The organism is Rheinheimera aquimaris, from assembly GCF_020531985.1.
GTDB classification, from domain to species: domain Bacteria; phylum Pseudomonadota; class Gammaproteobacteria; order Enterobacterales; family Alteromonadaceae; genus Alishewanella; species Alishewanella aquimaris.
In genome coordinates this window covers 580,235-605,396 of the sequence record NZ_JAJAVQ010000004.1, presented here as the reverse complement: position 1 = coordinate 605,396, position 25,162 = coordinate 580,235, and the positions used below count along the sequence as shown (strand labels likewise).

The following is a 25,162-nucleotide window of genomic DNA, read 5'->3' as shown; positions in this document are numbered from 1 at the left end:
GGCAGGCGTTGCAACCGTATCGCTGAGCTAATAATACCTACTTATTCCGACCCCACTGCATAACGTGCCACCAGCGTTTTAAGCAGTGAGCTCCTGGCTGCGACATTCAGCGCCAGTTGGCGTAGTGTGCGAAGCGGCGCGATATCATTGCCAAACACCTGGTAGAACCCGTCCATAGCGCTCATCATCAGCAGGTTTGCCGGCTTACGTTTACGCTGATAGCGCTGCAGCAGCTGCTCGCTGCCGATATCACTATTGTGGCGCTGCGCATCAATGATCAGCTCAGTCAGCAGTTTGGCGTCGGCAAACCCCAGATTAACGCCTTGCCCGGCTAACGGGTTAATGGTATGCGCAGCATCACCAGCCAGCACAACACGGCCGGCGTAATAACGGTTAGCGTCCATCCGCGCCAGCGGGAACCAACTGCTTGATACTACCTCTACTTCACCAAGCTGTGCGGCAAAAGCTTTACGCAGCTGTTGTGTCAGCTGCTTACTGTTTAATGCCGCCAACTGTTTTACCTTAACCAAATCGTCGTACCAGACAACCGAGCCCTGCTGATCTGGCAACGGTAAAAACGCTCTTGGGCCGGTTGGCGTAAACTGCTGCCAGGTGACATCCTGTTGTGGGTAAGGTGTATTAACCAGCGCTACCAGGCACGCCTGGCGATATTGCCAGCCATTAGTGCCGATACCCGCTAACTGACGCAGCTTTGAGTTAGCGCCGTCTGCTGCGATCACCAGCTTAGCGCTCAGCGCTTCGCCGCTGTCCAGCGTTATTTCTGTATTGTCAGCGAACTGCTGTAATGCACTTACGGATAATGGGCAAAACGTGGTGACATTGGCATTGAACTGCTGCCACAGCGCCAGCTGCAACAGGTTGTTCTCAACGATATGTCCAAGATGGCTGCGCTTGATATCAGCAGCATTAAAGGTAACGATACTGCCGGGCTGCTCAAATGCCTGCAGACGCTGATACGCACATACCCGCATTTTCTCCAGTTGCTGCCAGGCTCCAAGTGACGTCAGCCAGGCTTCACTGGCAAGATTGATTGACGACACGCGTAAATCCGGCGCACTGGCGGCATCAAAGGCTACCGGGGGCTGTTTTTCGATTAAAGCTACCCGCATACCGGCCTGACTAAGTGCCACTGCAATAGCCGCCCCCACCATGCCACCGCCAACGATACTGATATCAAACTGCTGTGCTGTCGTAGTCATAACATTTTGTCTTGTGAAGAGTTAACCATATTGTACGCCAGGGCCCGCTAAAAAAGAAAATCTCAGGCTCAGACGCAAAAGTTTATATTTTTGTTGAAAGTAAAACTGCATTAGCCCTGTCTGTGTTGACAGTTCATCTGACAACAAGGACATACACCATGACACGTTATCTTATTGCTGCCTCGGCAATATTGTTCAGCATCAAACTTATGGCTGCGCCTACTATCGCGGCAGCGCCAGAACAAGTTACACCGTTACTTAATGGCTTGAGCATACCGCAGGTCAGCTTAACTACAGCTGATGGTAAAACCGTTGCACTACAGCAACTGGTGCAGCAAAAACCCAGCGTACTGGTATTTTACCGCGGCGGCTGGTGCCCTTATTGCAATGCACAGCTGGCATCACTGCGGGAGATTGAACCCGCACTTGAAAAACTCGGTTACCAGTTGATAGCGATAACGCCAGACAGCGTAGCGTCTATTAATAAAAGTCTGAAAGACACTGGCGGGCAGCAGCTGAATTACACTTTGTTGTCAGACAGTAAATTCAGCGCCAGCAGTGCCTTTGGCCTGGCCTATTATCTGGATGACAAAACCGCAGCAGCCTACAAAGGCAAACTGGGCAGCCTGCTCACCACCGAAGCGGGCACTGAAAAAGTTGTGTTACCGGTACCTGCGGTGTACATCGTTAATACCCAAGGTGAGGCGCTGTTTAATTATGTGCACATCAACTACAAAACCCGTTTGCACAGTGAGTTACTGCTAAAAGCGGCTGAGTTAGCGCTGCAATAAGCTCTGCAATTTTCAGGTTGTCTCTCACCTGTTCACAGCAGCAGACAAACTTCGCGTCTCTGCTGCTGTTTTTTTCCGGAAAAGCGTTGACGACAGCATAAAAATACGGCATTTTTCGCGCCCTGTTTGGCAAGCGTTATATCTGATGCTAGCCTGTTGGTTTTACCCTGTGCCGGAGATGACTGATGCGTAATGTAACTGTTGCTGCCACCCAAATGATTGGCGGCTGGAATGTCGATGAAAACATTGCCCGTGGTGAACGTTTAGTACGTGACGCCGCAGCAAAAGGCGCACAGATCATTCTGCTGCAGGAGCTGTTTGAGCGTAACTACTTCTGTCAGAAGCAAAAACCAGAGTATCTGGAATTTGCCACTACAGTGGCAGAAAACAAAGCTGTGGCGCATTTTACTAAAATAGCCAAAGAGCTGAATGTAGTGCTGCCAATCAGCATTTATGAGCGTGCGGGCCACTGCCTGTATAACAGCGTAGTGATTATTGATGCTGACGGCGAAAATCTGGGTACCTACCGTAAAAGCCATATTCCAGACGGCCCGGGTTACAGTGAAAAGTACTATTTCACGCCAGGCGACACCGGTTTTAAAGTGTTCGATACCAAATACGCCCGTATCGGCGTGGGGATTTGCTGGGATCAGTGGTTCCCGGAATGTGCACGCAGCATGGCACTGATGGGTGCAGAGCTGCTGTTCTACCCAACCGCTATCGGTAGCGAACCACACGACCCAACAATCAGTTCACGCGATCACTGGCAGCGCACGCAGCAAGGCCATGCGGCAGCAAACTTAACACCGCTGATTGCCTCTAACCGTATCGGCACTGAAACCGAAGGCGACTACCATATTACGTTCTACGGCAGCTCTTTTATTGCGGATGCGACAGGCGCCAAAGTGCAGGAAGCCGGTGAAACCGAAGAAGCTGTACTGGTACACACTTTTGATTTAGATGCCGTTGCTGCTACCCGCCGCGCCTGGGGCATGTTCCGCGACCGCCGCATTGATTTATACGGTGCCGTGCTGACCAAAGACGGTGAAACCAAGCAACCAAAAACACAAGGCGGTAATTAAGTGGCGTTTCGTAATTTAACCTCTACTCCACGCGCCGATGGTTTTAGCATGCCCGCTGAGTGGGCAACGCATAAACAAACCTGGATGGTATGGCCTGAACGCACCGACAGCTGGCGTTTAGGTGCTAAACCTGCGCAGCAGGCTTTTGTTACTGTGATTAAAGCCATTGCCGGTTTTGAACCGGTTACCGTAGGTGCCTCGGCAGCGCAATATGCTAACGCCTTGGCGCAGCTGACCGATGCGGGCACAAAATTCCCTATCCGCGTGGTGGAGATTTCCAATAACGACGCCTGGTGCCGTGATACCGGCCCAACCTTCGTCACCAACGCAGCAGGTGAAGTACGCGGTATCGACTGGACCTTTAACGCCTGGGGCGGGTTAAACGGTGGTTTGTATTTCCCCTGGGACAAAGATGACCAGGTTGCCAGTAAAATTCTCGGCATAGAGCAGCTGCCACGTTACCGCACCGAAGGCTTTGTGCTTGAAGGTGGCGCTATTCATGTTGATGGTGAAGGCTCGCTACTGACCACAGCCGAATGTTTGCTGAATAGCAACCGCAACCCGCATTTAAGCCGCGAGCAAATTGAGCAGCAGATGCGCGACTATCTGGGCATCGATAAAGTACTGTGGTTAGAAGACGGTATTTTTAACGATGAAACTGATGGCCATATCGACAATATGGCCTGCTTTGTTAAACCCGGTGAAGTGGTGCTGGCCTGGACGGATGATGAGAGCGATCCACAGTATGCCCGCAGTAAAGCCGCGCTGGATTACTTAGAAGCCGCTACCGACGCCAAAGGCCGTAAAATTAAGGTACATAAGCTGCCGGTACCGGCGCCGATTATGGCTAAAGCCGAAGAGTACGCCACTGTGGATGCAACCATGAGCGCTATCCCGCGCGAAGCGAACGCCCGCCTGGCAGGTTCATACATTAACTTTTATCTGTGTAATGGCGGTTTAATCCTGCCAACCTTTGATGATCCAAATGATAAAGTTGCAGCAGAAATCCTGCAGCGTCTGTATCCGGATCATCAGGTAGTTACCGTGCCTGGGCGTGAAATCCTGCTTGGTGGCGGTAATATTCACTGTATTACGCAGCAGCAGCCCCGTTAATTGATATCAGCTGCTCACTTAGCTGAACAGCCACAGTGAGCAGCTGCGAAGTAGTCTTTTCTTCGACCGTTGAACGCCTGGACGGATGGGTTTACGGCGTGTTGAAGAAAAGATCTACGCAGCCACTGCGTGAACAATGCACAGTTGATGTGCAGTCGATACTTCGATCGCAACACCCGCCTCGGCTCGCCACAGCAACTCGCGAGTGTTTGCACACTCGCTCAGACACTCTGTGTCGACCGAAACGGGGTTCCAATCTCCGTATTCGTCTAGCTTAGGAGTTTGTACATGTCTAAAGCCTGCGCCTTACATATTCTGGTAAAAACCCGCGAAGAAGCGGAAAAACTGAAACAGCAATTAGCCAAAGGTGCTGATTTTGGCAAGTTAGCCAAGCAGCATTCGCTGTGCCCGTCCGGCAAAAAAGGCGGAGACTTAGGCGAATTCCGTAAAGGCCAGATGGTAAAAGCCTTTGATGATGCGGTGTTCAAAGGCCCGGTGTTGGAAGTTCAGGGGCCGGTGAAAACCCAGTTTGGTTTTCACCTGATCAAAACCCTCTATCGCAGCTAGCTTAGTGGCTTATTCACTGCAACTGATAATCTTGTTTATTGCACTGATACCGCCATTTTGCCAAATCATCTCATAATGAGCGCTTTGTACCATTTGGGTTACATAGCGTGGGCTGAACAAGCCCCAGCATACAGCGCCGCTGCTACGCACTGAGTGATACTGCACACCGGCACTACCACTGCCGCGCAGCTTTAGCCCCAGCGTTTGAGCCGCTGCATAATCTTCTTTCGCATAAATGGCATCAGTGCTTGGCAAAACCGTCAGATCTGCCAGCGTAACATCACAAAACTCACAGCTTAAGGCACGAAATACAAAACGCTCGTACGCCAGCTCTGGTACCTTAGACCAGTACTTGTTCTGATGATAGGCCACTTCGCTAATAGCTGCTTTAAGCGTATCAGCCAGATACAGCACGCCAAAACGTCCGTCAGAAAAACGGCTGCCTGCCGGACTGACATGGGTAAAAGGTGCGACTGCATAAGAGCAGCCGGCAATACCAAACGGAATATCACGGCTTGGTAACAGACTCAGGTTACCGGCCATCGCTTTTAATCTGGGGTTGGTTAGCGCTTGCAGTGCAAACAGGGCGTCAAATTCATCGGCATCAGCCACATCGTCAAATACTGACTGCGGCGGATATTTCGAATTAATCAGCCGGAAGCACTTTTGCTGTTGTATTTTCACATCAGCCAGCGTTGGAGCAGTTGGCACAGCCTTTATCACCACAGACCACCGCGTAACGCATCAATGTGCTTATAGGTTTCATAAAGCGCAGAAAACTGACCACTGCTGATAACATCGAGCGGGCTAAGGCCATTAAAATATGGGTTGTGATTAGACATCGCCATAAACCCATACAGGTTTTGCGGGTTATCAAACAGCAGCCGCAAACTGCTATGGATATTCAGCAGATAGCTTATACGCTCTAACTGGTCTTGCGTCAGGCTCGCGCAGCCAGGGTCATTGCGGTATTTATAATAAGCGGCTTTGGATATCTGCAAAATACGCTGTATCTGCTCTGCAGAGCAGTGCCATTTATCCAGAATAGCAAATACCGTTTTCAGACCGGTGGCCGCTATCTGCCGTTGGCTTTGCTTATCAAACTGAACTAGCTGCATAACCGCCTCTACCCGCTACATCGACAGTATCAATATAGACTAAATTACATAAATAGTCCACATAGAGAATCTATACCCCCAAAAAAGCAGACGCTATGGTCTGCTTGTGATTGTCTGCATTGATGGCCTCTGAGCTTAGGCTTTACCCAGCGCTTTTGCTCTGAGCTTAGCTTTGAGCGTGCCCTTCTTCATCGGTTTTTTGGCTTTTTCGCCGTGGCGGGCCTGAGCTTGCTCGGGCGTAACATAATCAGGGTCATGTTCATAACCAGGCAACACTGTCGCTGTGATCACCTGCTGAATTAACCGTTCAATATCCTGCAGGGCTTTAATTTCGTCAGGCGTGATAAGCGTTAAGGCCACACCACTGTTGCCTGCCCGGCCTGTACGGCCAATGCGGTGTACATAATCTTCCGGCACTTGCGGCAGATCATAATTCACTACGTAAGGTAACTCGTTAATATCAAGCCCGCGCGCGGCGATATCGGTTGCCACCAGTACTCGCACACTGCCTGTTTTGAAATCATCCAGTGCTTTAGTGCGTGCGCCCTGGCTTTTATCACCGTGGATAGCAGCACACTTCAAACCGTCTTTTGCCAGTTGTTTCGCCAAACGGTCAGCACCGTGTTTAGTGCGGACAAACACCAGTACCTGTGGCCAGTTATTTTTACCAATAACATGCGATAGCAGCTCACGTTTACGATGACGGTCAACCAGATAAGCCAGTTGCTCAACCCGCTCTGCTGCGGCATTAGTGGCCGCAACTTCAATCAGCTGAGGGCTATTGAGCAGCTCATCGGCCAGTTGTTTTATTTCATTTGAATAAGTTGCTGAAAATAATAGTGTTTGTCGTTTCTCAGGCAATTTCGCCATGATGCGTTTGATATCGACAATAAAGCCCATATCCAGCATACGGTCAGCTTCATCCAATACCAGCACGTCCAGCGCTGATAAGTCGACCGTTTTCTGATGCAGGTGGTCAATCAGCCTGCCTGGCGTCGCGACCAGTATGTCCAGCCCCAGCTCTGCTTCATCATACTGTGGCCTTATCGACACACCACCGTAAAACACGGCAGAACGTAGGTTAAGGTACTGGCTATACTTGCGCACATTATCATACACTTGCTGCGCCAGTTCACGGGTTGGCGTCAATACCAGCACCCGTACCTGGTTTGCAGCTACGACCTTTGGTGCATTGAGCATTTGCTGCAGCAGCGGTAAAGTAAAAGCTGCTGTTTTACCTGTACCGGTCTGAGCGCCAGCCAGAACGTCTTTACCCGCTAAAATGACCGGTATACTTTGCAGCTGCACCGGCGTAGGCGATGCATAACCCTGCTCTGTCAGAACGCGTAAGATGGGCGAAGCCAGTGCGAGAGATTGAAATGACATTAAAATTCCTGATTTACCTAACCTTGACCCGTGCTGTCAGGCGTCTTTATCGGTATAGCGCCCAGAGCAAAGTGCGCAGTATAACAGAACAGCATCGTGCGGAGTTAGTATAGTGAACAACTGGTACCTTTATATGGTACAAACCGCCAATGGTCATTTATACACCGGTATCAGTACTGACCCGATGCGGCGCTTACGCCAGCATCGCGGCGAAATAACAGGCGGAGCGAAGGCGCTGCGCGGTAAAGGCCCTCTGACGCTGGTATTTCAACAAAGTTTGCCTGATAAAAGCAGTGCGGCAAAAGCCGAATATCAACTGAAGCAGTTGCCCAGAAGTGCCAAGCTGGCGCTGGTTGCTGACTATAACCAAAGTGAGTCCGATGGATAATTTTGTTCTGATCCTAGCCTATCTGATGATAGGTGTTTTATTGCGCCGTCTGCCGGCTATGCCGCAAAGCAGTGGTATAGCGCTGAATATGTATGTGCTGTACGTCGCCTTACCAGCGCTTATTTTAAAAAATGTGCCTCAGTTGCAGTTCTCTGCTGAACTGCTGATCCCGGCCGTTACGCCGTGGTTTTTGCTGCTGGTTGTGGTGGCAACTGTATTGCTGCTAAGTAAATGGTTGAACTGGCCGCGCGAGATAACCGGCGCGCTGTTAATAGTGCTGCCGCTTGGCAATACCTCGTTTCTAGGTTTCCCGATGACAGCAGCATTGTTTGGTGATGCCGCCATGCCCTATGCCGTGGTATATGATCAGATAGGCTCTTTTATTGCGCTGGCAAGCTATGTCACGATTATCGCGGCCTTATACAGCCCTACGGCAGCCAAACCGACGTTTAAAGGCATAGCAGTCAAAATCATTACTTTCCCATCATTTATTGCTCTGCCACTTGGCTTGCTGCTGCGCGGATATGACTATCCGCCCATTATCACACAACTGATCGATAATCTGGCCGCAACCTTGGTACCTGTGGTGATGGTTGCCGTCGGTTTTGCCCTAACAGTCAAATTCAGCAAAAGTGAAGTTGTGCCGCTGTTAAGTGCACTGGGAATTAAACTGTTGATGATGCCACTGTTGGCTGCGGCATTGTGGCTAACACTAGGTTACAGTGGTGTAGCCGTGAATATCAGTATTTTTCAGGCTGCGATGCCACCGATGATCTCCGCTGGCGCCATTGCTATTATGGCAGGGCTGGCGCCACGGCTGGTCAGTGGCATTATTGGCCTGGGTATATTGCTGGGTTTGCTGACGTTACCTGTAGTGTCCTGGCTGCTGCATTAGTCGTCGTTGCGACTCTCATCAGCCACAGCTGGTAAACGACCGGCCTTTTTCAGCGCATCATGCAGCAGATATTCAATCTGCCCGTTGATGCTGCGAAACTCATCGTCTGCCCAGCGCTGCAACGCGCTGAGCATTTTCTCATCAATACGTAACGCAAAGGCTTTCTTTGCCACAACAACCCCTACTGGTACAAACTACCGGTATTCACTACCGGCTGAACATGATGGTCGCCACACAATACCACCAGCAGGTTACTGACCATAGCGGCTTTGCGTTCACCATCTAAGTCGATAACATTACGCTCTGACAAACTCTGCAAAGCTGTTTCAACCATACCCACGGCACCTTCGACAATTTTTTGCCGGGCCGCTACGATAGCTGCTGCTTGCTGACGCTGCAGCATGGCACTGGCGATTTCAGCGGCATAGGCAAGATGGCTGATGCGGGCTTCCAGCACCTGCACGCCGGCTTTATTTAACCGCGCCTGGATTTCCTGTTTCAACAGTTCTGTCACTTCATCAGTACTGCTACGCAAACTAATGGTTTCATCATTACCGGCGTCGTAGGCATAGCTTGAGGCTAAATGGCGGATAGCAGACTCGCTTTGAATACTGACAAAGTTCTCATAGTTGTCTACCTCAAATACCGCCTCTGCGCTATCGACCACTTTCCACACCACAACGGCAGCGATTTCAACCGGGTTACCAGCGTTATCATTGACCTTCATTTTGCTGCTTTCAAAATTACGCACCCTAAGCGAGACCTTTTGTTTGCTATAAAATGGATTAGCCCAGCGCAAGCCGTTATTTAAATCTGTACCCACATAGCGGCCGAACAACTGCAGGACCGCAGACTGGTTCGGATGCACCATATAAAACCCAAACCAGCAGACAAACACCATTATGACCAGTAACAAAGCAACGGGTTTGAGTATGACCGGTAGTAACGCTATACCGGCAATACCCAATATTTTTAGCATCAGCAACACACCTATCATGCCCAAACCACTTTTGCTGTTAATCATTCGTTCCTTCAACATGCCAACACCCTTAACGTGATATCAATTTAATATCATATTAGTGCTGTTTTTCGAAAGTGCAAGTTTTAACCGCTGTGGCGGGCAGCAATTTTCTGCTAAGGTAAACGCATTAACATAAAACACCTGAGTGACTTATGTCAGGACAGATAATGACCTGGTGGCAAGATGTTGTCACACAACTGCAGCAGATTACGTTCTGGTATCAGCTGTTGGCTATTGCAGTATGTCTGGTGCTGGCACTGCTGATAAACCGGGTCTGGGGCCGACGCCTTAGCGACAGCGGTGGCCAGGGCCTGCGCCATGTTGCGCTTCGCAGCTCGCACCGTATTTTGCTGCCTTTTAGCATGGCAGCTTTATTAGCGCTCAGTCGCGAACTGCTGCAAGCCTATGAACTGCCACAACAATTGCTGGCCCCGCTGGTGCCGGTCGCGCTGGCGCTGGGGCTGATCCGGTTACTGGTGTACATCTTGCGTAAAGCCTTTCTATCCAGTCCGCTGGTCAAATCGGCTGAACCGGTGATTGCTTTGGTTATCTGGTTGCTGGTGGTGTTACATCTGACTGGCTGGCTAACACCTCTGCTGAGCACTATGGATGCACTGGCATTCAATCTTGGCGAAACCCGGCTATCACTGCTTGGCACGGTAAAGCTGGTGCTGGTGATTATTCTCGCTTTTACCATGGCGTTATGGCTGGCAGAGCTGCTAAACCAACAAATGAAGAAAAACCGCCATATCAGCCCCAGCATGCAGGTCGGTTTTAGTAAGTTCAGTAAATTCCTGCTGATCACCATCGCCTTTTTAGTCGCACTGAATGCCGTTGGTATTAACCTCAGTTCACTGGCGGTATTTGGCGGTGCGCTGGGTGTAGGTTTAGGTTTTGGCTTACAGCGTATTGCCTCTAATTTTATCAGTGGCTTTATTCTGGTATTGGACCGCAGTGTAAAACCGGGCGATGTGATTTCGGTCGGTGAAAATTTTGGCTGGGTACACGAGCTTAAAGCGCGCTATGTCGTGGTGCGAAACCGTGAAGGTGTAGACACATTAATACCAAATGAGAACCTGATCACCTCTGAGGTGATCAACTGGAGTTATGAAGACCGCAATGTGCGGGTGAAAATTCTGGTACAGGTAAGCTACGAAGATGACCCCGAGCAAGCTATGGCGCTGATGCTAAAATGCGCGCATATATCTAAGCGGGTATTGGATACACCAGAACCGACGGTGATGCTAAAAAGCTTTGCTGATAGCGGTATTGAACTTGAACTGCGGGTTTGGATAGCCGACCCGGAATACGGTGCAGACACGGTAAAATCGGATATCAATGTTGCTATCTGGCGCGCTTTTAAACAGGCCGGCATTACTATTCCTTACCCACAACGTGACTTACATATCAAATCTGGCCTGTCATTGCCCAAGGCAGAGTAATAAGTAACTGGCGCCTGCCAAAGCAGGCGCCCGCTCTGTTACGCCTCTCCTATCATACGGCGCAATACATACTGCAAAATACCACCGTGCTGGTAATACGCCAGCTCATTGCCAGTATCAATACGGCAATGCACATCAACTTCCTGTTTAGCACCATCCGGATAGGTGATCACCAGCTGCAGCTTTTGCCGCGGTTTTAAAGCAGACAAACCGCGCAGCGTAAAACTTTCTTCACCGGTCAGCTTTAACGTTTTGCGATCTGTTCCGGCCAGAAATTGCAGTGGCAATACCCCCATACCTATGAGGTTTGAGCGGTGTATACGTTCAAACGATTCGGCAAGTACGGCTCGGACACCCAGCATCAAGGTGCCCTTGGCTGCCCAGTCGCGTGATGAACCTGTACCATACTCCTTGCCTGCTACCACAATCAGCGGTATCTGCTGTTGCTGATAACGCATGGCTGCATCAAAGATTGGCATCTGCTCACCGGACGGATAATGCCGGGTCACGCCACCTTCTGAACCCGGTACCATTTCATTGCGAATGCGTACATTAGCAAAAGTGCCGCGCACCATCACTTCGTGGTTACCCCGGCGCGAACCATACGAGTTGAAATCTTCCCGCTTCACCCCATGCTCACGCAGGTACTCCCCGGCAGGGCTACTGGCTTTAATAGAACCCGCCGGTGAAATATGGTCAGTGGTAACAGAATCGCCCAGTATCGCCAATACTCTCGCGCCCTGGATATCTGCTACGGCTTTGGGTTTTCTTGCCATGCCGCGGAAAAAGTCCGGATGACGGATATAGGTAGAATCAGGCCAGGCGTAGGTCTTCGCTTTCGGCACATCTATCGCCTGCCAGCTGTCATCACCTTCAAACACCTGAGCATACTCTGCACTGAACATACTGCTTTGAACTTTGGCTACCGCGTCTGCAATTTGCTGGCTGTCTGGCCAGATATCTTTCAAATAGACGTCGTTGCCCTGTTTGTCTTTGCCAAGCGGTTGATGGCCAAGATCAATATTTACCGTACCGGCTAAAGCGTAGGCCACCACCAACGGCGGCGATGCCAGCCAGTTTGATTTCACCAGCGGGTGAATGCGGCCTTCAAAGTTACGGTTACCTGACAATACCGCTGATACATTCAGATCTGAAGCAGCAATAGCCTCTTCTATCGGCTTGGCTAACGGCCCCGAGTTACCTATGCAGGTTGTGCAGCCATAGCCCACCAGATGAAACCCCAGTTGCTCAAGTGACGGCATTAACCCGGCGTCCTCTAAATAACGGGTAACCACTTTAGAGCCGGGTGCCAGTGAACTTTTTACCCAGGGCTGACGTTTTAGCCCTTTAGCAACAGCATTCTTCGCCAGCAACCCTGCCGCCATCAGCACACTTGGGTTGGACGTATTGGTGCAAGAAGTAATAGCCGCGATAACCACCGCATGATTATCCAGCAGAATGCGCTCGCCATTAAAGTCGAAACTGCGGTCAACGACAGGTGCATCAGTCTGACCGCCGCCTTCGTTCAGCAGCTCGGCGTCGCGCTGCTGGCTGACCTTTTTCTCTTGCGCAATGGCGGCATCACAATGCTGTTTCAGTTCGGTCAGAGTGACTTTATCCTGTGGCCGCTTCGGCCCTGCCAGCGATGCCACTACCGTATCTAAATTCAGATGCAGGGTGTCGGTAAATATCGGTGTTTCGCCGCTTTTACGCCATAACCCCTGCTGCTGACAATAGGTTTTCACTCTGGCAATCAGCGCATCATCCCGGCCGGTCAGCTTCATATAATCCAAGGTCACCTGATCAACCGGGAAAAAACCACAGGTGGCACCATACTCGGGCGCCATATTGGCGATAGTCGCCCGATCTGCCAGCGCCAGCTGGTCCAGACCATCACCAAAAAACTCGACAAACTTTCCGACCACACCATGCTTACGCAGCATTTGCGTTACAGTCAGTACCAGATCGGTTGCCGTAATGCCGGGCTGCAGCTTACCGCTGAACTCAAACCCCACCACTTCAGGAATAATCATCGACACCGGCTGCCCCAGCATCGCAGCTTCGGCTTCAATACCACCGACACCCCAGCCCAGAATGCCCAGCGCATTGATCATAGTGGTATGCGAGTCAGTGCCGACCAGAGTATCGGGATAGGCCAGAGTGCCGTCATCGGTTTGCTCTGCCCAGACACTCTGCCCCAGGTATTCCAGGTTTACCTGATGGCAGATACCTGTGCCAGGCGGCACAACCCTAAAATTACGAAATGCTTTGGCGCCCCAGCGTAAAAAGGCGTAGCGCTCGTAGTTTCGCTGCATTTCAATATCAACGTTCTGCTTAAATGCTTGCTCCGTAGCGTACTTGTCAACCATCACAGAGTGGTCAATTACCAGGTCGACCGGTGACAACGGGTTGACCTTATCCGGGTCTTCGCCGAGTGCAGCGACAGCGGCGCGCATAGCGGCCAAATCAACCACTGCCGGTACACCGGTAAAATCCTGCATTAATACCCGTGCCGGGCGAAAGGCAATTTCACGATCAGAGGTGCCGGTTTTCTGCCAGTTCACCAGCGCCTGAATATCGTCTTTCGTGACGGTATCGTCATCAAGATTACGCAGCAGGTTTTCCAGTAGTATTTTCAGAGAAAACGGCAAACGGTCAATATCGCCAAATGTCTCTGCTGCTTTTTTCAGACTGAAAATATGATAAGGCTTCTGATTGACCAACAGTTCGCTGGCAAAAGGGTTGCGCTTTGACATGACTTACCTCGTGCTGATTGTAAATTACTCAAGTGTAGTTCATCAGCTATACAGTACGAGGGATTAACGGTGAATGACTGGCTAAGCGGGATGCGCAGCAACTATACAGCTGCTGCGCTAATTATTTATAAAATAAAAGAATTTTTAAACCAGGCTAATTTTGGCAAACTTACGCTTACCGACCTGATAAATGGCTTCGCTGCCTTTGGCAATGTCCAGTTTAGTGTCTTCTATCTTGGTATCACCATTTAGCTTAACAGCACCCTGCTTGATCATACGAATGGCCTCGGAGGTACTGTCCACTAAGCCAGCTTCTTTTAGCAGGTTTGCGATAGGCATGCTGTCGCCATCGCAGCTGATACTTAGCTCAGGGATATCATCCGGCAGTGCATTTTTACTAAAGCGCTGAATAAAATCCTGATGCGCAGCGTCTGCCGCGGCCTGGTCATGAAAGCGGGCAATAATTTCTTTTGCCAATTCAATTTTTACATCGCGTGGATTGGCACCTGCTGCCACCTGTTGTTTCAGGGCGGCTATATCTTCCAACGCGCGGAAGCTCAGCAAATCGTAGTAGCGCCACATTAACTCATCTGATATCGACATAATTTTGCCAAACATGTCATTAGGTGCATCGGTAATGCCGACGTAATTACCCAAGGATTTTGACATTTTCTGTACGCCGTCTAAGCCTTCCAGCAGCGGTACCATCATCACTGTTTGCGGGCGCTGACCTTCATCTTTTTGCAGCTCACGGCCCATCAACAGGTTAAAGCGCTGATCGGTACCGCCCATTTCGACATCAGCTTGTAAAGCTACCGAATCCCAGCCCTGCACCAGCGGATACAAAAACTCATGGATAGCAATGGACTGGTTATTGGCATAACGCTTTTTAAAATCGTCCCGTTCCAGCATCCGGGCAACCGTTTGCCGGGCCGCCAGTTTGATCATGCCGGCAGCACCTAACTCGTTCATCCACTCCGAGTTAAACGCCACCCGGGTTTTGGCCGGGTCCAGTATTTTAAACACCTGATCTTTGTAAGTCTGGGCGTTGGCCAGCACTTCTTCACGGGTTAGCGGTTTACGGGTAACGTTTTTGCCGGTCGGGTCACCAATTAAACCGGTAAAATCACCGATCAGGAAAATAACCTCGTGCCCCAGTTGCTGGAAAGCGCGCAGTTTGTTGATAAGAACGGTATGACCAAGGTGCAAATCAGGTGCAGTCGGGTCAAAGCCAGCCTTTATTTTTAGTGGCTTGCCTTCTTTTAATTTGGCAATTAGCTCTTCTTCCAGCAGAATTTCTTCGCAGCCGCGTTTTAATTCAGCTAAAGCCAGCTCCCAATCCGCCATTTTTTTCTCCTGATTTTTCACCTGATTGTGCAAAGAACCCGCATTCTATAGCATGTTCAGCCTTGGGGAAACGCACAAAAGTCTGGTGTCGGGCAAAAAAACCGTATATGCTCGGTTTTTGTGCGTTTCCTAAGCCCAGACTGGTATTATGCGACAATTTATCACTAAAATTCCCACACAACACCGCGTCTTGATTGCTGCAACTTCGGTGTTTTTATCCGTTATTCTATTATTCCCATCAGAACAGGCTTCAGCTTCCAAAGGTAGTAAGAGCGACAGCCTGGAAATTGGCAAACGTTACAGCCTGAACGTTCCGCAACAGGAAGACGTAGTAGATCAAGAGCAGGCTATTGCCGATTTACCGGCATTGCCGGAAGAGGATGTGTCATTAAACTGGTCGGTACTGCAGGTACAAAAAGGTGATGCGTTATCGGCTCTGTTTAAAAAAGCCAATGTCAGCCAGCAGGTAATGCTCGATGTGCTGGCACTGGGTAACAGCGTAAAAACCCTGACCCGGCTATTCCCGGGTGAGCAGCTGGAGTTTGGCCTCAATGCCGAAGGTGAACTGCAGGAACTACGCTACGCACTGAATCACCTGAGCACTTTACGTATCAGCCGTACTAGCGACGGTAGCTTTATTGCTGAAGAGCTGAAAAAAGAAGTCGAACTGCGCAGCCAGTTTGCTAATGCCGAGATCCGCAGTAACTTCTGGAGCGCCGGTATCGAGGCGGGTTTGACTGAAGCGCAGATCATGAGTCTGGCAGGCATTTTTGGCTGGGACATCGATTTCGGTCTGGACATCCGTGCCGGGGACAGCTTCAGCGTGCTATATGAAACCCAGTATGTTGACGGAGAGTTTATCAGTAACGGCAATATCGTTGCGGCACAGTTCTCTAATCAGGGCCACCTGTATCAGGCGGTCCGCCACACAGATGGTAATTACTATAAACCCGATGGTGCCAGCATGCGTCAGGCGTTTTTAAGAGCGCCAGTCAGCTTTCAATATGTAAGTTCAAACTTCAACCCGAAGCGCCTGCACCCGGTGCTGAAAACAGTAAGACCACACAATGGCGTAGACTATGTGGCGCCGGTTGGCACCCCTATTATGGCGGCAGGTGATGGCCGGGTTATCGCATCAGCCTACAACAACTTAAATGGTCACTATGTGTTTGTGCAGCATGCAAACAATATCGTGACCAAATACCTGCATTTATCTAAGCGTCTGGTTGCCAAAGGCGACAAGGTACGCCAGGGCGAAGCTATCGGCCGTTTAGGCAGCACTGGTCGTGTTACCGGCGCTCACCTGCACTATGAGTTCCTGGTCGCTGGCGTACACCGTAACCCCAGAACAGTAAAACTGCCGCAGGCCACACCATTGCAAGGCCAGGAAAAGAATCTGTTTACCGCACAAGCACAACAAATTTTGGCGCAGTTACAAACCAATGAGCGGGTATTGTTGGCAAAAACCACTGACACACCGGTTGCTACTGCGGCGCCATAATTTCTGGTTCAGCAATAAAAAATCCCGGGTTAGCCCGGGATTTTTTATTGCCAGTAATTTATTAGCCAACTAACGCCAGTAAAATACCTGCTGCGACAGCAGAGCCTATCACACCCGCTACATTCGGACCCATCGCATGCATTAACAGGAAGTTATGCGGGTTCGCTTCCAGCCCTACTTTGTTCACTACCCTTGCTGCCATAGGTACTGCCGAAACGCCTGCCGCGCCAATTAGCGGGTTGATAGGGTCTTTTGAAAACTTACCCATCAACTTAGCCATCAGTACACCGGATGCGGTGCCGATAGCAAATGCCACAGCTCCCAACACCAGTATGCCCAGCGTTTGCAACGTCAGAAACTTATCAGCACTGAGTTTTGAGCCTACCGCCAGGCCAAGGAAGATAGTCACGATGTTGATAAGCTCGTTCTGCGCTGTCTTACTCAAACGCTCAACGACGCCACATTCACGCATCAGGTTACCCAGACAGAACATACCTATTAATGGCGCGGCACTGGGTAATAGCAAAATCGTCAGCAACAGCACTGCCAGCGGAAACACTATCTTCTCTTTTTTACTGACCGCACGTAGCTGCACCATCTGAATGTTACGCTCAGCATTGCTGGTTAACGCCCGCATGATTGGCGGCTGAATAATGGGTACCAAAGCCATATAGGAATAGGCGGCAACAGCAATTGCCCCCAATAGATCCGGCGCCAGCTTGGATGCGAGGAAAATAGCCGTAGGCCCGTCTGCCCCGCCGATGATGGCAATGGCAGATGCCTCTTTCATGGTAAAGCTCAAACCCGGCACCGCATTAAGCGCGATAGCACCTAGCAATGTCGCAAAAATACCAAACTGAGCGGCAGCGCCTAACAGCAGCATTCTTGGATTCGCAATCAAGGCACTGAAATCGGTCAGAGCACCCACGCCCATAAAAATCAGCAGAGGAAACACGCCAGTACTGATACCCGCTTCATAAATCATATACAGCAAGCCACCGGGTTCGCCCATGCCCGCCAGTGGAATGTTGGTCAGTACAGCACCAAAACCTATTGGCACCAGCAATAATGGCTCAAAGCCCCTGGCAATCGCCAGATACAGCAATAAAAAGCCTACCAGCATCATCACGACCTGACCGGCGGTAAAATTTACCAGCCCGGTTGATGCAATTAAGGTTGCAACAGCATCCATGAATAATCCTCAGTCAAGTCTAGTCAAAGCTAATCAGCACATCGCCGGTGCTGACAGTATCACCCGCCGCCACATGGATATTGGCCACAATGCCATCAGATACCGCCCTGACTTCCGTTTCCATTTTCATCGCTTCCATAATGATCACTATGTCGCCCCGTTTTACCGTAGCGCCGGTTTTGGTGACTATTTTCCAGATATTACCTGCCAGTGGTGCATTCAGCGTTGAGTTGCCGGTAACCGAGGCGCTGGCCGGAATATTCTCTTCCACCACAGGTTTTACCGAGCTTAACTCGCCGCTCGGCGCTACTTCGACTTCATACACCTTGCCATCTACCCGCACGCTGTAGCTTGCCGGGCCACTTTGTGGCGCTTTCGCCCGGCTGGCCGGCGCTGCTTTATGCTCGGAGCTATCCGCGTCGGGCGCAGGTTCAAACGCCGCCGGATTATCACGGTTCTTAAGAAACTTCAGCCCAACCTGCGGGAATAGCGCATAGGTCAGTACATCGTCCAGTTGCTGATCGGCCAGCCTGATACTTTCCGTTTTCGCCAGACTGCTCAGCTCCTGCTGCAGTTTGTCCAGCTCCGGCTGAAGTAAATCGGCCGGGCGGCAGGTGATGGCTTCAGCGCCCTCCAGCACCCGTTGTTGCAATGCAGCATTGACCTTAGCAGGTGTAGCGCCGTATTCGCCTTTGAGTACTCCGGCCGTTTCCTTAGTGATGCTTTTGTAGCGCTCGCCGGTCAGCACATTCAATACTGCCTGAGTACCAACGATTTGTGATGTGGGGGTAACCAGAGGTAAGAAGCCCAGGTCTTCGCGCACATGCGGGATTTCTTTTAGTACCGCATCTAACTTGTCCAGAGCGCCTTGTTCTTTCAGCTGGCTTTCCATATTCGTCAGCATGCCACCTGGCACCTGCGCTAATAAAATACGGGCGTCTACGCCTTTGAGTGAGCCTTCAAACTGCGCGTACTTTTTCCGTACATCGCGAAAATAGGCTGCGATTTCGGCCAGTAGCTCCATATCCAGACCGGTATCACGCGCGGTACCCTCAGTGATAGCAACCATGGTTTCGGTAGCACTGTGACCATAGGTCATGCTCATCGATGAGATAGCGGTATCCAGCATATCAATACCCGCATCAACGGCTTTTTGGTAGGTAGCGGTTGATAACCCGGTTGTCGCATGACATTGCATTGCCAGCGGAATGCCGGTTGCTTCCTTGATACGCGATACCAGCTCTTCACATTCATAGGGCTTGAGCAGGCCAGCCATATCTTTAATACAGATAGAGTGACAGCCCATGTCTTCGAGCTGGCGGGCCATATCAACCCACATATCAATGGTATGCACCGGACTGACAGTGTAAGAAATAGTCCCCTGCGCATGTGCGCCAACCTTTATGGCCGCCTGCACAGCCGTTTGCAGGTTGCGAATGTCGTTCATTGCATCAAATATACGAAATACATCAACACCGTTTTTATGGGCGCGTTCAACAAAAGCTTCGACCACATCATCTGCATAGTGGCGATAACCCAGTAAGTTCTGGCCGCGTAATAACATTTGCTGCCTGGTATTCGGCATGGCTTTTTTCAGCTCTCGAATACGGTGCCATGGATCTTCCCCCAGATACCGGATGCAGGCGTCAAAAGTGGCTCCGCCCCAGGACTCCATCGACCAGTAACCCACTTTATCCAGCTTATCGGCTATCGGTAACATGTCATCCAAACGTAAACGGGTGGCCAGTAGTGACTGGTGTGCATCACGCAGCACCAGTTCTGTCAGTAGTAGTGGCTTGCTCATAACGGCGTCCTTTTATTGTTTTTGGCGATACTGGTGCACGGCAGCAGAGATTGCTGCCACGATAGCCGGGCTGGTCGTGCTACTGCCGCTGTCGATACGGCTTGCTTTTTCAGCAAGCTTTACCGGAAAGTAACGCAACATAAATGCGCTTATCAGCTGCACGATAAACACCAGTAATAACAGGAAGGCAAATACCGCCACCATCCCTATAAACATCAGGTTGGCGGCTTCCAATAACAGTTGTGCGACCATAGTGTCTCTCCATCAGTTATTCGCACTACGCTGACTGTGCGGTAAAGATTCTTCAGTTGCTCTGAACGATAGCAGGTCAAACTGTAATCAGCAGGCAGATTGCGCATTATGCGCAGTTAAATACAACTGACTAAATAAAAACCGGTGATAACTGCTATTTACGCGAACAATTTGCATAATTTACACACAGTACACGTAAAGACACTCAAATGTCTAGCCATCCACAACACCGGCAGCGGTGATATCACTGCTGCCGGCGGGAAATGAAAACTAGTTTTCGCTGGTTAACTGGCGGGAAATTTGCTCACTAAGCTGTTGTACGCACTGAGCAAGGGCACTAACAAGTGCCGGATAGCCGTCATCGGCCAGAGGTACGCGGATAGAAAAACTTTCAGTGGTGTTTGTACTGCTGACAACAAAGCGGCCACTGGCAATAGCGTAACCATCTTCCTGACCATGAAAACGGTCCAGCTGCACAGTAACCTTTACCGTATCAGCCGAAGGCTGCATAACAGCGGTGTGCTGTGGCAACAACAGTTGCAGCCGGCTACGCAGCTGACGTTGCAACTGGTGATCAAGTGCTTCAGCCCATAAATGCTGCCGTGCCATCACCAGCTCCACATCCGATACCTGCAATACCAGCCCGCGGCCATTCAGGTAGCTGGCGACCTGCACAGGCTCAACGTAAAGCGTTTGTAATGACTGACTACTGACACTGGCTGCTACTGCGGACAGTGGCAACTGATAATAGGTGGTTTGCGGTTGACTGCTGCAGCTACTTAGCAGAAATACCACAGCGGTGATGAATAATCTCATTGCTCTGCCCTCTTAGGCTCTGGATCTGCAGTAACATCTGCTTCAAATATCAAAGCATTGCTTTGCTGATTCAATGTCTGTAGTACTGGCTGCAGTTCGCGCAGCACCTGATCTAATGTTTGCAAACTGCTGTCCATACGCTCATATGCCGGGGCCCCGGGGCTCACACCTGCCAGCATGCGTTGCAGTTCCTGCAAACTCTGCTGCAGCTGAGCCGGCAACTGTTGCAATTGCGGATTAGCAATGAGTTTATCCAGCTGAGCGACCATTTTGGCAGCGTTCTGCATCAGCGCATCTGTACTTTGCATTGTCTGTTCGCTTTGCACTAATAACTGCTCTACCGGCAGATTGTTGATTTTATCCAGTGCCATCAGCACCTTTTGCTCTATGTTACTCAGCCCGCTGCGGGTCGTTGGCAGCATCGGATAGCCAGCGCTTTGGCTAAGTGCTAATTGTTGTGCCTGCAGTGCCTGTTGTTCAATGTCCGGGGCAGAATCTTCGCTAACGTCTAAATCTATATACAGCGCCCCCGTGAGCAGATTGCCGGTTTTTAATGCTGCATGCATACCGCGTTGTACTGCTTTTTCCAGCTCCTGTCGCAGTTGTTTTAATGTCAGGTTTTCATATAAACGGCCAGCTTCAATGCGGATCAGCACCGGAATGCCCTGCTGCAACGACACTTCAAAGGGTTTATCTATCGAAAAGAAGAACGGCACACTGGTAACGGTTCCGACCCGCACACCGCGATACTCGACCGGAGCGCCCGGTTTCAAACCGCGCACTGACTCATCAAAAAACAGTAAGTACTCAACAAACTCGTTGTATAAGCCGTCCTGAATACTTTGTTTATTCGGGAACAACTGAAACTCAGAACCATCAGCTACAGCACCGCCAGCAGGCCAGCCTTGCATAAGGTCAAAACTGACACCGCCACTTAACAGCGTTGTGGCTGAGCCTACATCAACCTGCAAACCTTCTGCTGACAGATCGACAGAAAAACCGCTGCTAAGCCAGAAGCGCACGTTCTCAGATACCAGCACATCAAAGGGTTCCCTGATATACAACTGATAAAGAGTGCGACGCTGCGACAAATCAAATTCGCTCTGCTCGACAGTGCCGACTTCGTAGCCCCGGTACAGCACCGGATCGCCTACCGCCAGGCCACCGGTCTCAGCGGTTGTCAGCACCACCCGGATGCCGGGCGCATCGGCCGGTGCCACAGGGGGGGAATCCAATAGCTGATGCTGTAGCTGCAGCTTGTCTGAATCTCCCGGTTGCAGCTCAATATAGACGCCGGACAACAGTGTATTTAACCCGGTGATCCCACCTCGGCCAACCTGGGGCTTAACCACCCAGAAGCGTGAGTCTTCGTTTAACAAATCAGTGATGGCCGGTTTCATCCGGGCTTTAATGATGACCTGTTTTAAGTCATGACTCAGCTCTACTGACACCACCTGGCCGACATCAACACTGCGGCTTTTAATCTGTGTCTTGCCGGCAACAATACCCTCAGCGTCAGCTGTCAGCAGCGTCAGCAAAGCGCCTTGTTGCTGATAATGGTTATACAGCATCCAGATACCGATCAATACGGCTGCAATAGGCACTACCCAGATGGGTGACCATTGCTTAATCCGGTTAACCTTAGCACTCGTTTGTTGCGTCAAATCGAACTCCCTTTTGCTCAGTCAGTGGATCCCATAATAGCCTGGGGTCGAAACTCAGTGCCGCCAGCATCGTCAGAATCACCACGGCAGCAAATACTAATGCACCCACGCCAGGATACACACTCATCAATAAATCAAACCGTACCAACGCTGCCATAATGGCTACTACCAGCACATCGACCATAGACCAGCGTCCGACCCAATCGACCAGGCGGTAAATCTGCGTTGAATAGCGCTGACGCCGGTGCGGTGGAATAGCGGTTAAATAACATAACCAGAACATCACCAGGATTTTTGCTACCGGTACAATAACACTGGCAACCAGGATAATAAGCGCAACCGGGTAAGCTCCGTCCTGCCACATCAGTACCAGACCACTAATAATAGTTGAATCAATGGTTTCACCAAATGACACGGTGCGCATAATAGGCAGCAGATTGGCAGGGACATAAAGCAGCGTCGCGGCAATCAATAACGCGATGGTGTTCTGAATGCTGCTGCGCTGGCGCAATCGAACCCGGCTGTGGCAACGGCTGCAATGTGTCTGGGCAACGGGCACCATCGCAGTACACACTTTACACAGTTTTAATTGCTGTGACAGACCGGTTCTGCCAGCCCGGGCCCTGACTTCAGGTGCCGGACAAGGCGCTATCTTCGACCATAATTCGCGCCGGTCTATTACCTGAAACGCTCTAAGGTGCAGCAGACAAAATAAACAGAACGCCCAGAAGCTTGGCCCCAATGAAATATCCGCATCGGCTACCAGCTTGACAAAACTGATGATGAGCCCCATCAGGAAAATATCTACCATGCTCCAGGGTTTAAGCATATACAGCACTCTGGCAACCCATGTTCTGGCTGGCAATGCGTACAGCATACCAAGCTTCAGATACAAAATAGCACTCATGCACACAGCGGGGATCAACTGGATCAGCAGCCAGATCAGAATCGCCAGCCACTGGTGATGTTCGCTGAACAGTACCGACGAGGTATCAAAAAAATGCATTTCATTGCTGTTGCCGGCAGCAAACATACTGACAAAGGGAAACAAATTCGCCAGCAACAGCATAAAGAGTGCGGAACCGGCATACAGCACTGGACGCACTATAGGTTCAGGGTGGCGCGCGTCCAGATGATGCCCGCAACGACTACAGCTGGACTCTTCACCCGGCTCCAGTTGCGGTACCTGCTGCACCAGATCACAGTGCGGACACAAGGTCAGCTCAGGCGTAGCATCCGTCTTGGTATGAATGGCAGCATCGCTGGTGATTGACGTCACGTTCTGGCTTGTCCGTGGTTATACCCTAAGCGGTTTTACCAGTACAAAGCTGAACCCTGCCTGAGTATAAACACCGCATCTAAGTGACAATTTATAGCATAATCACAACCACTTAGCGATGAAGAAAGCTGGCCGCGGCGCGCAATATATTATTCTGGTGCCAGCAGACAATTTGCATAAAACGTGGTAGTACCGGGCCAGTCAGAGAATACACCGATAACACCAACATCCTGTGCCAGCACATGTAACACCTGCAAGATAGCACCGTCATCTCTCGCCAGCAGCGGTAACGACTGATAGTACCAGTCAGCACCTTTAGCCAATGGCGCTGAACGTTCCAGGCTCCAGGCAATGATATCAAGCCCGGCCGCTCTGGCTGCTTTAGCATACGCAGTCGGTACTATAGTTCCGTCCCGCTCACGCAGTAATACCCATAACGGCGGCGCAATAATATTCAACCCGGCGGCTTTTAGTGCTGCCATAGAGGGCTGCCAACTCTGTGGCTGCTGCGGGTCAAACCCCGGTTGTTCATAGCGCTCATCAAGCCATACGGCCTGACGGCCAAATTCCGGTTCATGTTCAAGCCAGTACAGAATATCCTGCCAGTTAAATGACTGCAGATAAACCTGAGATGGCGCGACACCAGCGGCTTTATATTCATCAATCAGTTGCTGAGCAAAGTACTGTTGGGTGTATTGTTGCTGAAATGGCATTGGTACTTCAGGTTGTTTCAGTTCCGGGATCATTTTCACACCCTGTTGCTGAAACAACGCTATACTATGCCGGTGCGTCAATGGCGCAGCACACTGGCTGTATAGCTCGCTGCGCCACGCCGGAGTGCCAGCGATGTAATCCTTTGCCAGCATGGCTGCCGGGTTAACACCGTCCATTTTTGCGCACAGCTGGCTGAACTCATCAGCCGTAATATCGCTGGTACAGCAACGGGCGTTTGCTACGCGGCCTGTTGCCGGGTCGGCAGGCGTAAAAGGTATACTGCATTTTGCTGCCAGTTCAGGCCTCAGCAGGATATCAGTGGTTTGATGCAGATCGCACTGCGCATGGCGGCAAACCAGTTGCAAATCTGCGGTAAAAGTAACATCACATTCAGCGATACCTGCCCCCATATCAATAGCAGCCTGGTAAGACGCCCGGCTATGCTCGGGAAACATGAGCGGGGCACCGCGATGTGCCAGCGAAAACTCACTGCGGTAAAATGGCTGTTGACGGCAAACCTCCAGCCGCTGCTTCAAGTCGCCTTCCGGCAGCTGCGACAGCAGATATAATGGCCTGGGGCCTACTTGCGCTAATGGCTCTGAAGCTTTGGGCGTTACCTGGCATCCGCCAAGCAAGATCCCCAGTAAAAAAATTACGTATCGCATGCAATTCCTGCTTTTAAATTAAGACTAACCAGCCCGCCAACACTACTGTGCTGTTGTGACAACGCGATGAACACAGCCTGTTACGTCATAAAAATAAAACATTACTCACACATTAACTACATCTAATAGTCACGCTAATTACACACTCG

The 25,162-nt window shown here is 50.7% G+C and carries 23 protein-coding genes; 8 read left to right on the top strand and 15 right to left on the bottom strand.

The genetic code is table 11. The features are described 5' to 3' along the window. Positions 1-41 precede the first annotated feature (41 nt). Positions 42-1,220 carry an FAD-dependent oxidoreductase gene (locus tag LHL18_RS15320; RefSeq protein ID WP_226767691.1) on the bottom strand — a complete coding sequence of 393 codons (1,179 nt, stop codon included), beginning with the start codon at positions 1,218-1,220 and terminating at the stop codon, positions 42-44. Positions 1,221-1,378: 158 nt separating this feature from the next. On the opposite strand from LHL18_RS15320, the gene LHL18_RS15315 reads away from it, so the two are divergent. From LHL18_RS15315 to ppiC, 4 genes are all read left to right on the top strand, one after another. Continuing rightward, a complete protein-coding gene (locus LHL18_RS15315; RefSeq protein WP_226767690.1) occupies positions 1,379-2,011 on the top strand; it encodes a peroxiredoxin-like family protein in 633 nt (210 codons plus the stop codon). Positions 2,012-2,196: 185 nt separating this feature from the next. After that, positions 2,197-3,093, top strand: coding sequence for an N-carbamoylputrescine amidase (gene aguB / locus LHL18_RS15310; RefSeq protein ID WP_134056938.1), 897 nt, complete (start codon positions 2,197-2,199; stop codon positions 3,091-3,093). Further along, entirely contained in the window at positions 3,094-4,206 is a 1,113-nt protein-coding gene (aguA, locus tag LHL18_RS15305) for an agmatine deiminase (protein ID WP_226767689.1), read from the top strand. 288 nt (positions 4,207-4,494) lie between these two features. After that, complete coding sequence (gene ppiC, locus LHL18_RS15300; protein WP_226767688.1) at positions 4,495-4,773, top strand: peptidylprolyl isomerase PpiC; 279 nt, start codon at positions 4,495-4,497, stop codon at positions 4,771-4,773. 9 nt (positions 4,774-4,782) lie between these two features. Here ppiC and LHL18_RS15295 read toward each other — a convergent pair whose 3' ends face one another. The 3 genes from LHL18_RS15295 to LHL18_RS15285 form a co-directional block, all read right to left on the bottom strand. Beyond that, positions 4,783-5,484, bottom strand: a complete 702-nt coding sequence (locus LHL18_RS15295; RefSeq protein WP_226767687.1) for an RES family NAD+ phosphorylase — start codon at positions 5,482-5,484, stop codon at positions 4,783-4,785. A gap of 8 nt (positions 5,485-5,492) precedes the next feature. After that, positions 5,493-5,891 (bottom strand): MbcA/ParS/Xre antitoxin family protein, encoded by a 399-nt coding sequence (locus tag LHL18_RS15290; protein WP_226767686.1) that lies wholly within the window; start codon positions 5,889-5,891, stop codon positions 5,493-5,495. Positions 5,892-6,026: 135 nt separating this feature from the next. Next, the gene (locus tag LHL18_RS15285) at positions 6,027-7,277 is read right to left on the bottom strand and encodes a DEAD/DEAH box helicase (RefSeq protein WP_134056946.1); all 1,251 of its coding nucleotides are present in this window, start codon (positions 7,275-7,277) and stop codon (positions 6,027-6,029) included. A 112-nt stretch (positions 7,278-7,389) separates the two neighbouring features. Between LHL18_RS15285 and LHL18_RS15280 the strand changes: the two genes are divergently transcribed. Together LHL18_RS15280 and LHL18_RS15275 are read left to right on the top strand one after the other, a co-directional pair. Beyond that, on the top strand, positions 7,390-7,665 hold the full coding sequence (locus tag LHL18_RS15280; protein WP_226767685.1) for a GIY-YIG nuclease family protein: 276 nt from the start codon (positions 7,390-7,392) through the stop codon (positions 7,663-7,665). Then, positions 7,658-8,560, top strand: coding sequence for an AEC family transporter (locus LHL18_RS15275; RefSeq protein WP_226767684.1), 903 nt, complete (start codon positions 7,658-7,660; stop codon positions 8,558-8,560). The genes LHL18_RS15280 and LHL18_RS15275 overlap by 8 nt, the downstream gene beginning before the upstream one ends. On the opposite strand, the gene LHL18_RS15270 is transcribed toward LHL18_RS15275, so the two are convergent. After that, positions 8,557-8,733: an Arc family DNA-binding protein gene (locus LHL18_RS15270; protein WP_226767683.1), complete on the bottom strand. Its 177-nt coding sequence runs from the start codon at positions 8,731-8,733 to the stop codon at positions 8,557-8,559. The genes LHL18_RS15275 and LHL18_RS15270 overlap by 4 nt on opposite strands. A gap of 8 nt (positions 8,734-8,741) precedes the next feature. Then, positions 8,742-9,599 (bottom strand): SPFH domain-containing protein, encoded by an 858-nt coding sequence (locus LHL18_RS15265; protein ID WP_134056954.1) that lies wholly within the window; start codon positions 9,597-9,599, stop codon positions 8,742-8,744. Between the two features lie 149 nt (positions 9,600-9,748). Between LHL18_RS15265 and LHL18_RS15260 the strand changes: the two genes are divergently transcribed. Beyond that, positions 9,749-11,023, top strand: a complete 1,275-nt coding sequence (locus tag LHL18_RS15260; protein ID WP_226767682.1) for a mechanosensitive ion channel family protein — start codon at positions 9,749-9,751, stop codon at positions 11,021-11,023. Positions 11,024-11,061: 38 nt separating this feature from the next. Here the strand turns inward: LHL18_RS15260 and acnA are convergent, their stop codons facing one another. Together acnA and tyrS are read right to left on the bottom strand one after the other, a co-directional pair. Next, positions 11,062-13,779, bottom strand: a complete 2,718-nt coding sequence (gene acnA / locus LHL18_RS15255) for an aconitate hydratase AcnA (RefSeq protein ID WP_226767681.1) — start codon at positions 13,777-13,779, stop codon at positions 11,062-11,064. Between the two features lie 144 nt (positions 13,780-13,923). Next, complete coding sequence (gene tyrS / locus LHL18_RS15250; protein ID WP_226767680.1) at positions 13,924-15,126, bottom strand: tyrosine--tRNA ligase; 1,203 nt, start codon at positions 15,124-15,126, stop codon at positions 13,924-13,926. 148 nt (positions 15,127-15,274) lie between these two features. Here tyrS and LHL18_RS15245 point away from each other — a divergent pair, with 148 nt between their 5' ends. Further along, on the top strand, positions 15,275-16,627 hold the full coding sequence (locus tag LHL18_RS15245; protein WP_226767679.1) for a peptidoglycan DD-metalloendopeptidase family protein: 1,353 nt from the start codon (positions 15,275-15,277) through the stop codon (positions 16,625-16,627). Between the two features lie 61 nt (positions 16,628-16,688). Here LHL18_RS15245 and LHL18_RS15240 read toward each other — a convergent pair whose 3' ends face one another. The 7 genes from LHL18_RS15240 to LHL18_RS15210 form a co-directional block, all read right to left on the bottom strand. After that, on the bottom strand, positions 16,689-17,819 hold the full coding sequence (locus LHL18_RS15240; RefSeq protein WP_134056965.1) for a sodium ion-translocating decarboxylase subunit beta: 1,131 nt from the start codon (positions 17,817-17,819) through the stop codon (positions 16,689-16,691). A 19-nt stretch (positions 17,820-17,838) separates the two neighbouring features. After that, on the bottom strand, positions 17,839-19,623 hold the full coding sequence (gene oadA / locus LHL18_RS15235; protein WP_226767678.1) for a sodium-extruding oxaloacetate decarboxylase subunit alpha: 1,785 nt from the start codon (positions 19,621-19,623) through the stop codon (positions 17,839-17,841). Between the two features lie 12 nt (positions 19,624-19,635). After that, positions 19,636-19,875 carry an OadG family protein gene (locus LHL18_RS15230; protein WP_134056969.1) on the bottom strand — a complete coding sequence of 80 codons (240 nt, stop codon included), beginning with the start codon at positions 19,873-19,875 and terminating at the stop codon, positions 19,636-19,638. Positions 19,876-20,145: 270 nt separating this feature from the next. After that, on the bottom strand, positions 20,146-20,691 hold the full coding sequence (locus LHL18_RS15225) for a PqiC family protein (protein WP_226767677.1): 546 nt from the start codon (positions 20,689-20,691) through the stop codon (positions 20,146-20,148). Continuing rightward, complete coding sequence (gene pqiB, locus LHL18_RS15220) at positions 20,688-22,355, bottom strand: intermembrane transport protein PqiB (RefSeq protein WP_134056973.1); 1,668 nt, start codon at positions 22,353-22,355, stop codon at positions 20,688-20,690. Before pqiB ends, LHL18_RS15225 begins: the two co-directional genes overlap by 4 nt. Beyond that, positions 22,333-23,634: a PqiA/YebS family transporter subunit gene (locus LHL18_RS15215; protein WP_226767676.1), complete on the bottom strand. Its 1,302-nt coding sequence runs from the start codon at positions 23,632-23,634 to the stop codon at positions 22,333-22,335. Before LHL18_RS15215 ends, pqiB begins: the two co-directional genes overlap by 23 nt. Positions 23,635-23,783: 149 nt before the next feature. Next, positions 23,784-25,013, bottom strand: coding sequence for a glycerophosphodiester phosphodiesterase family protein (locus LHL18_RS15210; protein ID WP_226767675.1), 1,230 nt, complete (start codon positions 25,011-25,013; stop codon positions 23,784-23,786). Positions 25,014-25,162: the final 149 nt, after the last annotated feature.

Excerpts from the sequence above, each read along its gene's own strand:
- LHL18_RS15320 (WP_226767691.1), bottom strand. The coding sequence starts at position 1,220 with ATGACTACGACAGCACAGCAGTTTGATATCAGTATCGTTGGCGGTGGC.
- LHL18_RS15315 (WP_226767690.1), top strand. The coding sequence starts at position 1,379 with ATGACACGTTATCTTATTGCTGCCTCGGCAATATTGTTCAGCATCAAA.
- aguB (WP_134056938.1), top strand. The coding sequence starts at position 2,197 with ATGCGTAATGTAACTGTTGCTGCCACCCAAATGATTGGCGGCTGGAAT.
- ppiC (WP_226767688.1), top strand. The coding sequence starts at position 4,495 with ATGTCTAAAGCCTGCGCCTTACATATTCTGGTAAAAACCCGCGAAGAA.
- LHL18_RS15290 (WP_226767686.1), bottom strand. The coding sequence starts at position 5,891 with ATGCAGCTAGTTCAGTTTGATAAGCAAAGCCAACGGCAGATAGCGGCC.
- LHL18_RS15285 (WP_134056946.1), bottom strand. The coding sequence starts at position 7,277 with ATGTCATTTCAATCTCTCGCACTGGCTTCGCCCATCTTACGCGTTCTG.
- LHL18_RS15275 (WP_226767684.1), top strand. The coding sequence starts at position 7,658 with ATGGATAATTTTGTTCTGATCCTAGCCTATCTGATGATAGGTGTTTTA.
- LHL18_RS15265 (WP_134056954.1), bottom strand. The coding sequence starts at position 9,599 with ATGTTGAAGGAACGAATGATTAACAGCAAAAGTGGTTTGGGCATGATA.
- LHL18_RS15260 (WP_226767682.1), top strand. The coding sequence starts at position 9,749 with ATGACCTGGTGGCAAGATGTTGTCACACAACTGCAGCAGATTACGTTC.
- acnA (WP_226767681.1), bottom strand. The coding sequence starts at position 13,779 with ATGTCAAAGCGCAACCCTTTTGCCAGCGAACTGTTGGTCAATCAGAAG.
- tyrS (WP_226767680.1), bottom strand. The coding sequence starts at position 15,126 with ATGGCGGATTGGGAGCTGGCTTTAGCTGAATTAAAACGCGGCTGCGAA.
- LHL18_RS15245 (WP_226767679.1), top strand. The coding sequence starts at position 15,275 with ATGCGACAATTTATCACTAAAATTCCCACACAACACCGCGTCTTGATT.
- LHL18_RS15240 (WP_134056965.1), bottom strand. The coding sequence starts at position 17,819 with ATGGATGCTGTTGCAACCTTAATTGCATCAACCGGGCTGGTAAATTTT.
- oadA (WP_226767678.1), bottom strand. The coding sequence starts at position 19,623 with ATGAGCAAGCCACTACTACTGACAGAACTGGTGCTGCGTGATGCACAC.
- LHL18_RS15230 (WP_134056969.1), bottom strand. The coding sequence starts at position 19,875 with ATGGTCGCACAACTGTTATTGGAAGCCGCCAACCTGATGTTTATAGGG.
- LHL18_RS15225 (WP_226767677.1), bottom strand. The coding sequence starts at position 20,691 with ATGAGATTATTCATCACCGCTGTGGTATTTCTGCTAAGTAGCTGCAGC.
- LHL18_RS15210 (WP_226767675.1), bottom strand. The coding sequence starts at position 25,013 with ATGCGATACGTAATTTTTTTACTGGGGATCTTGCTTGGCGGATGCCAG.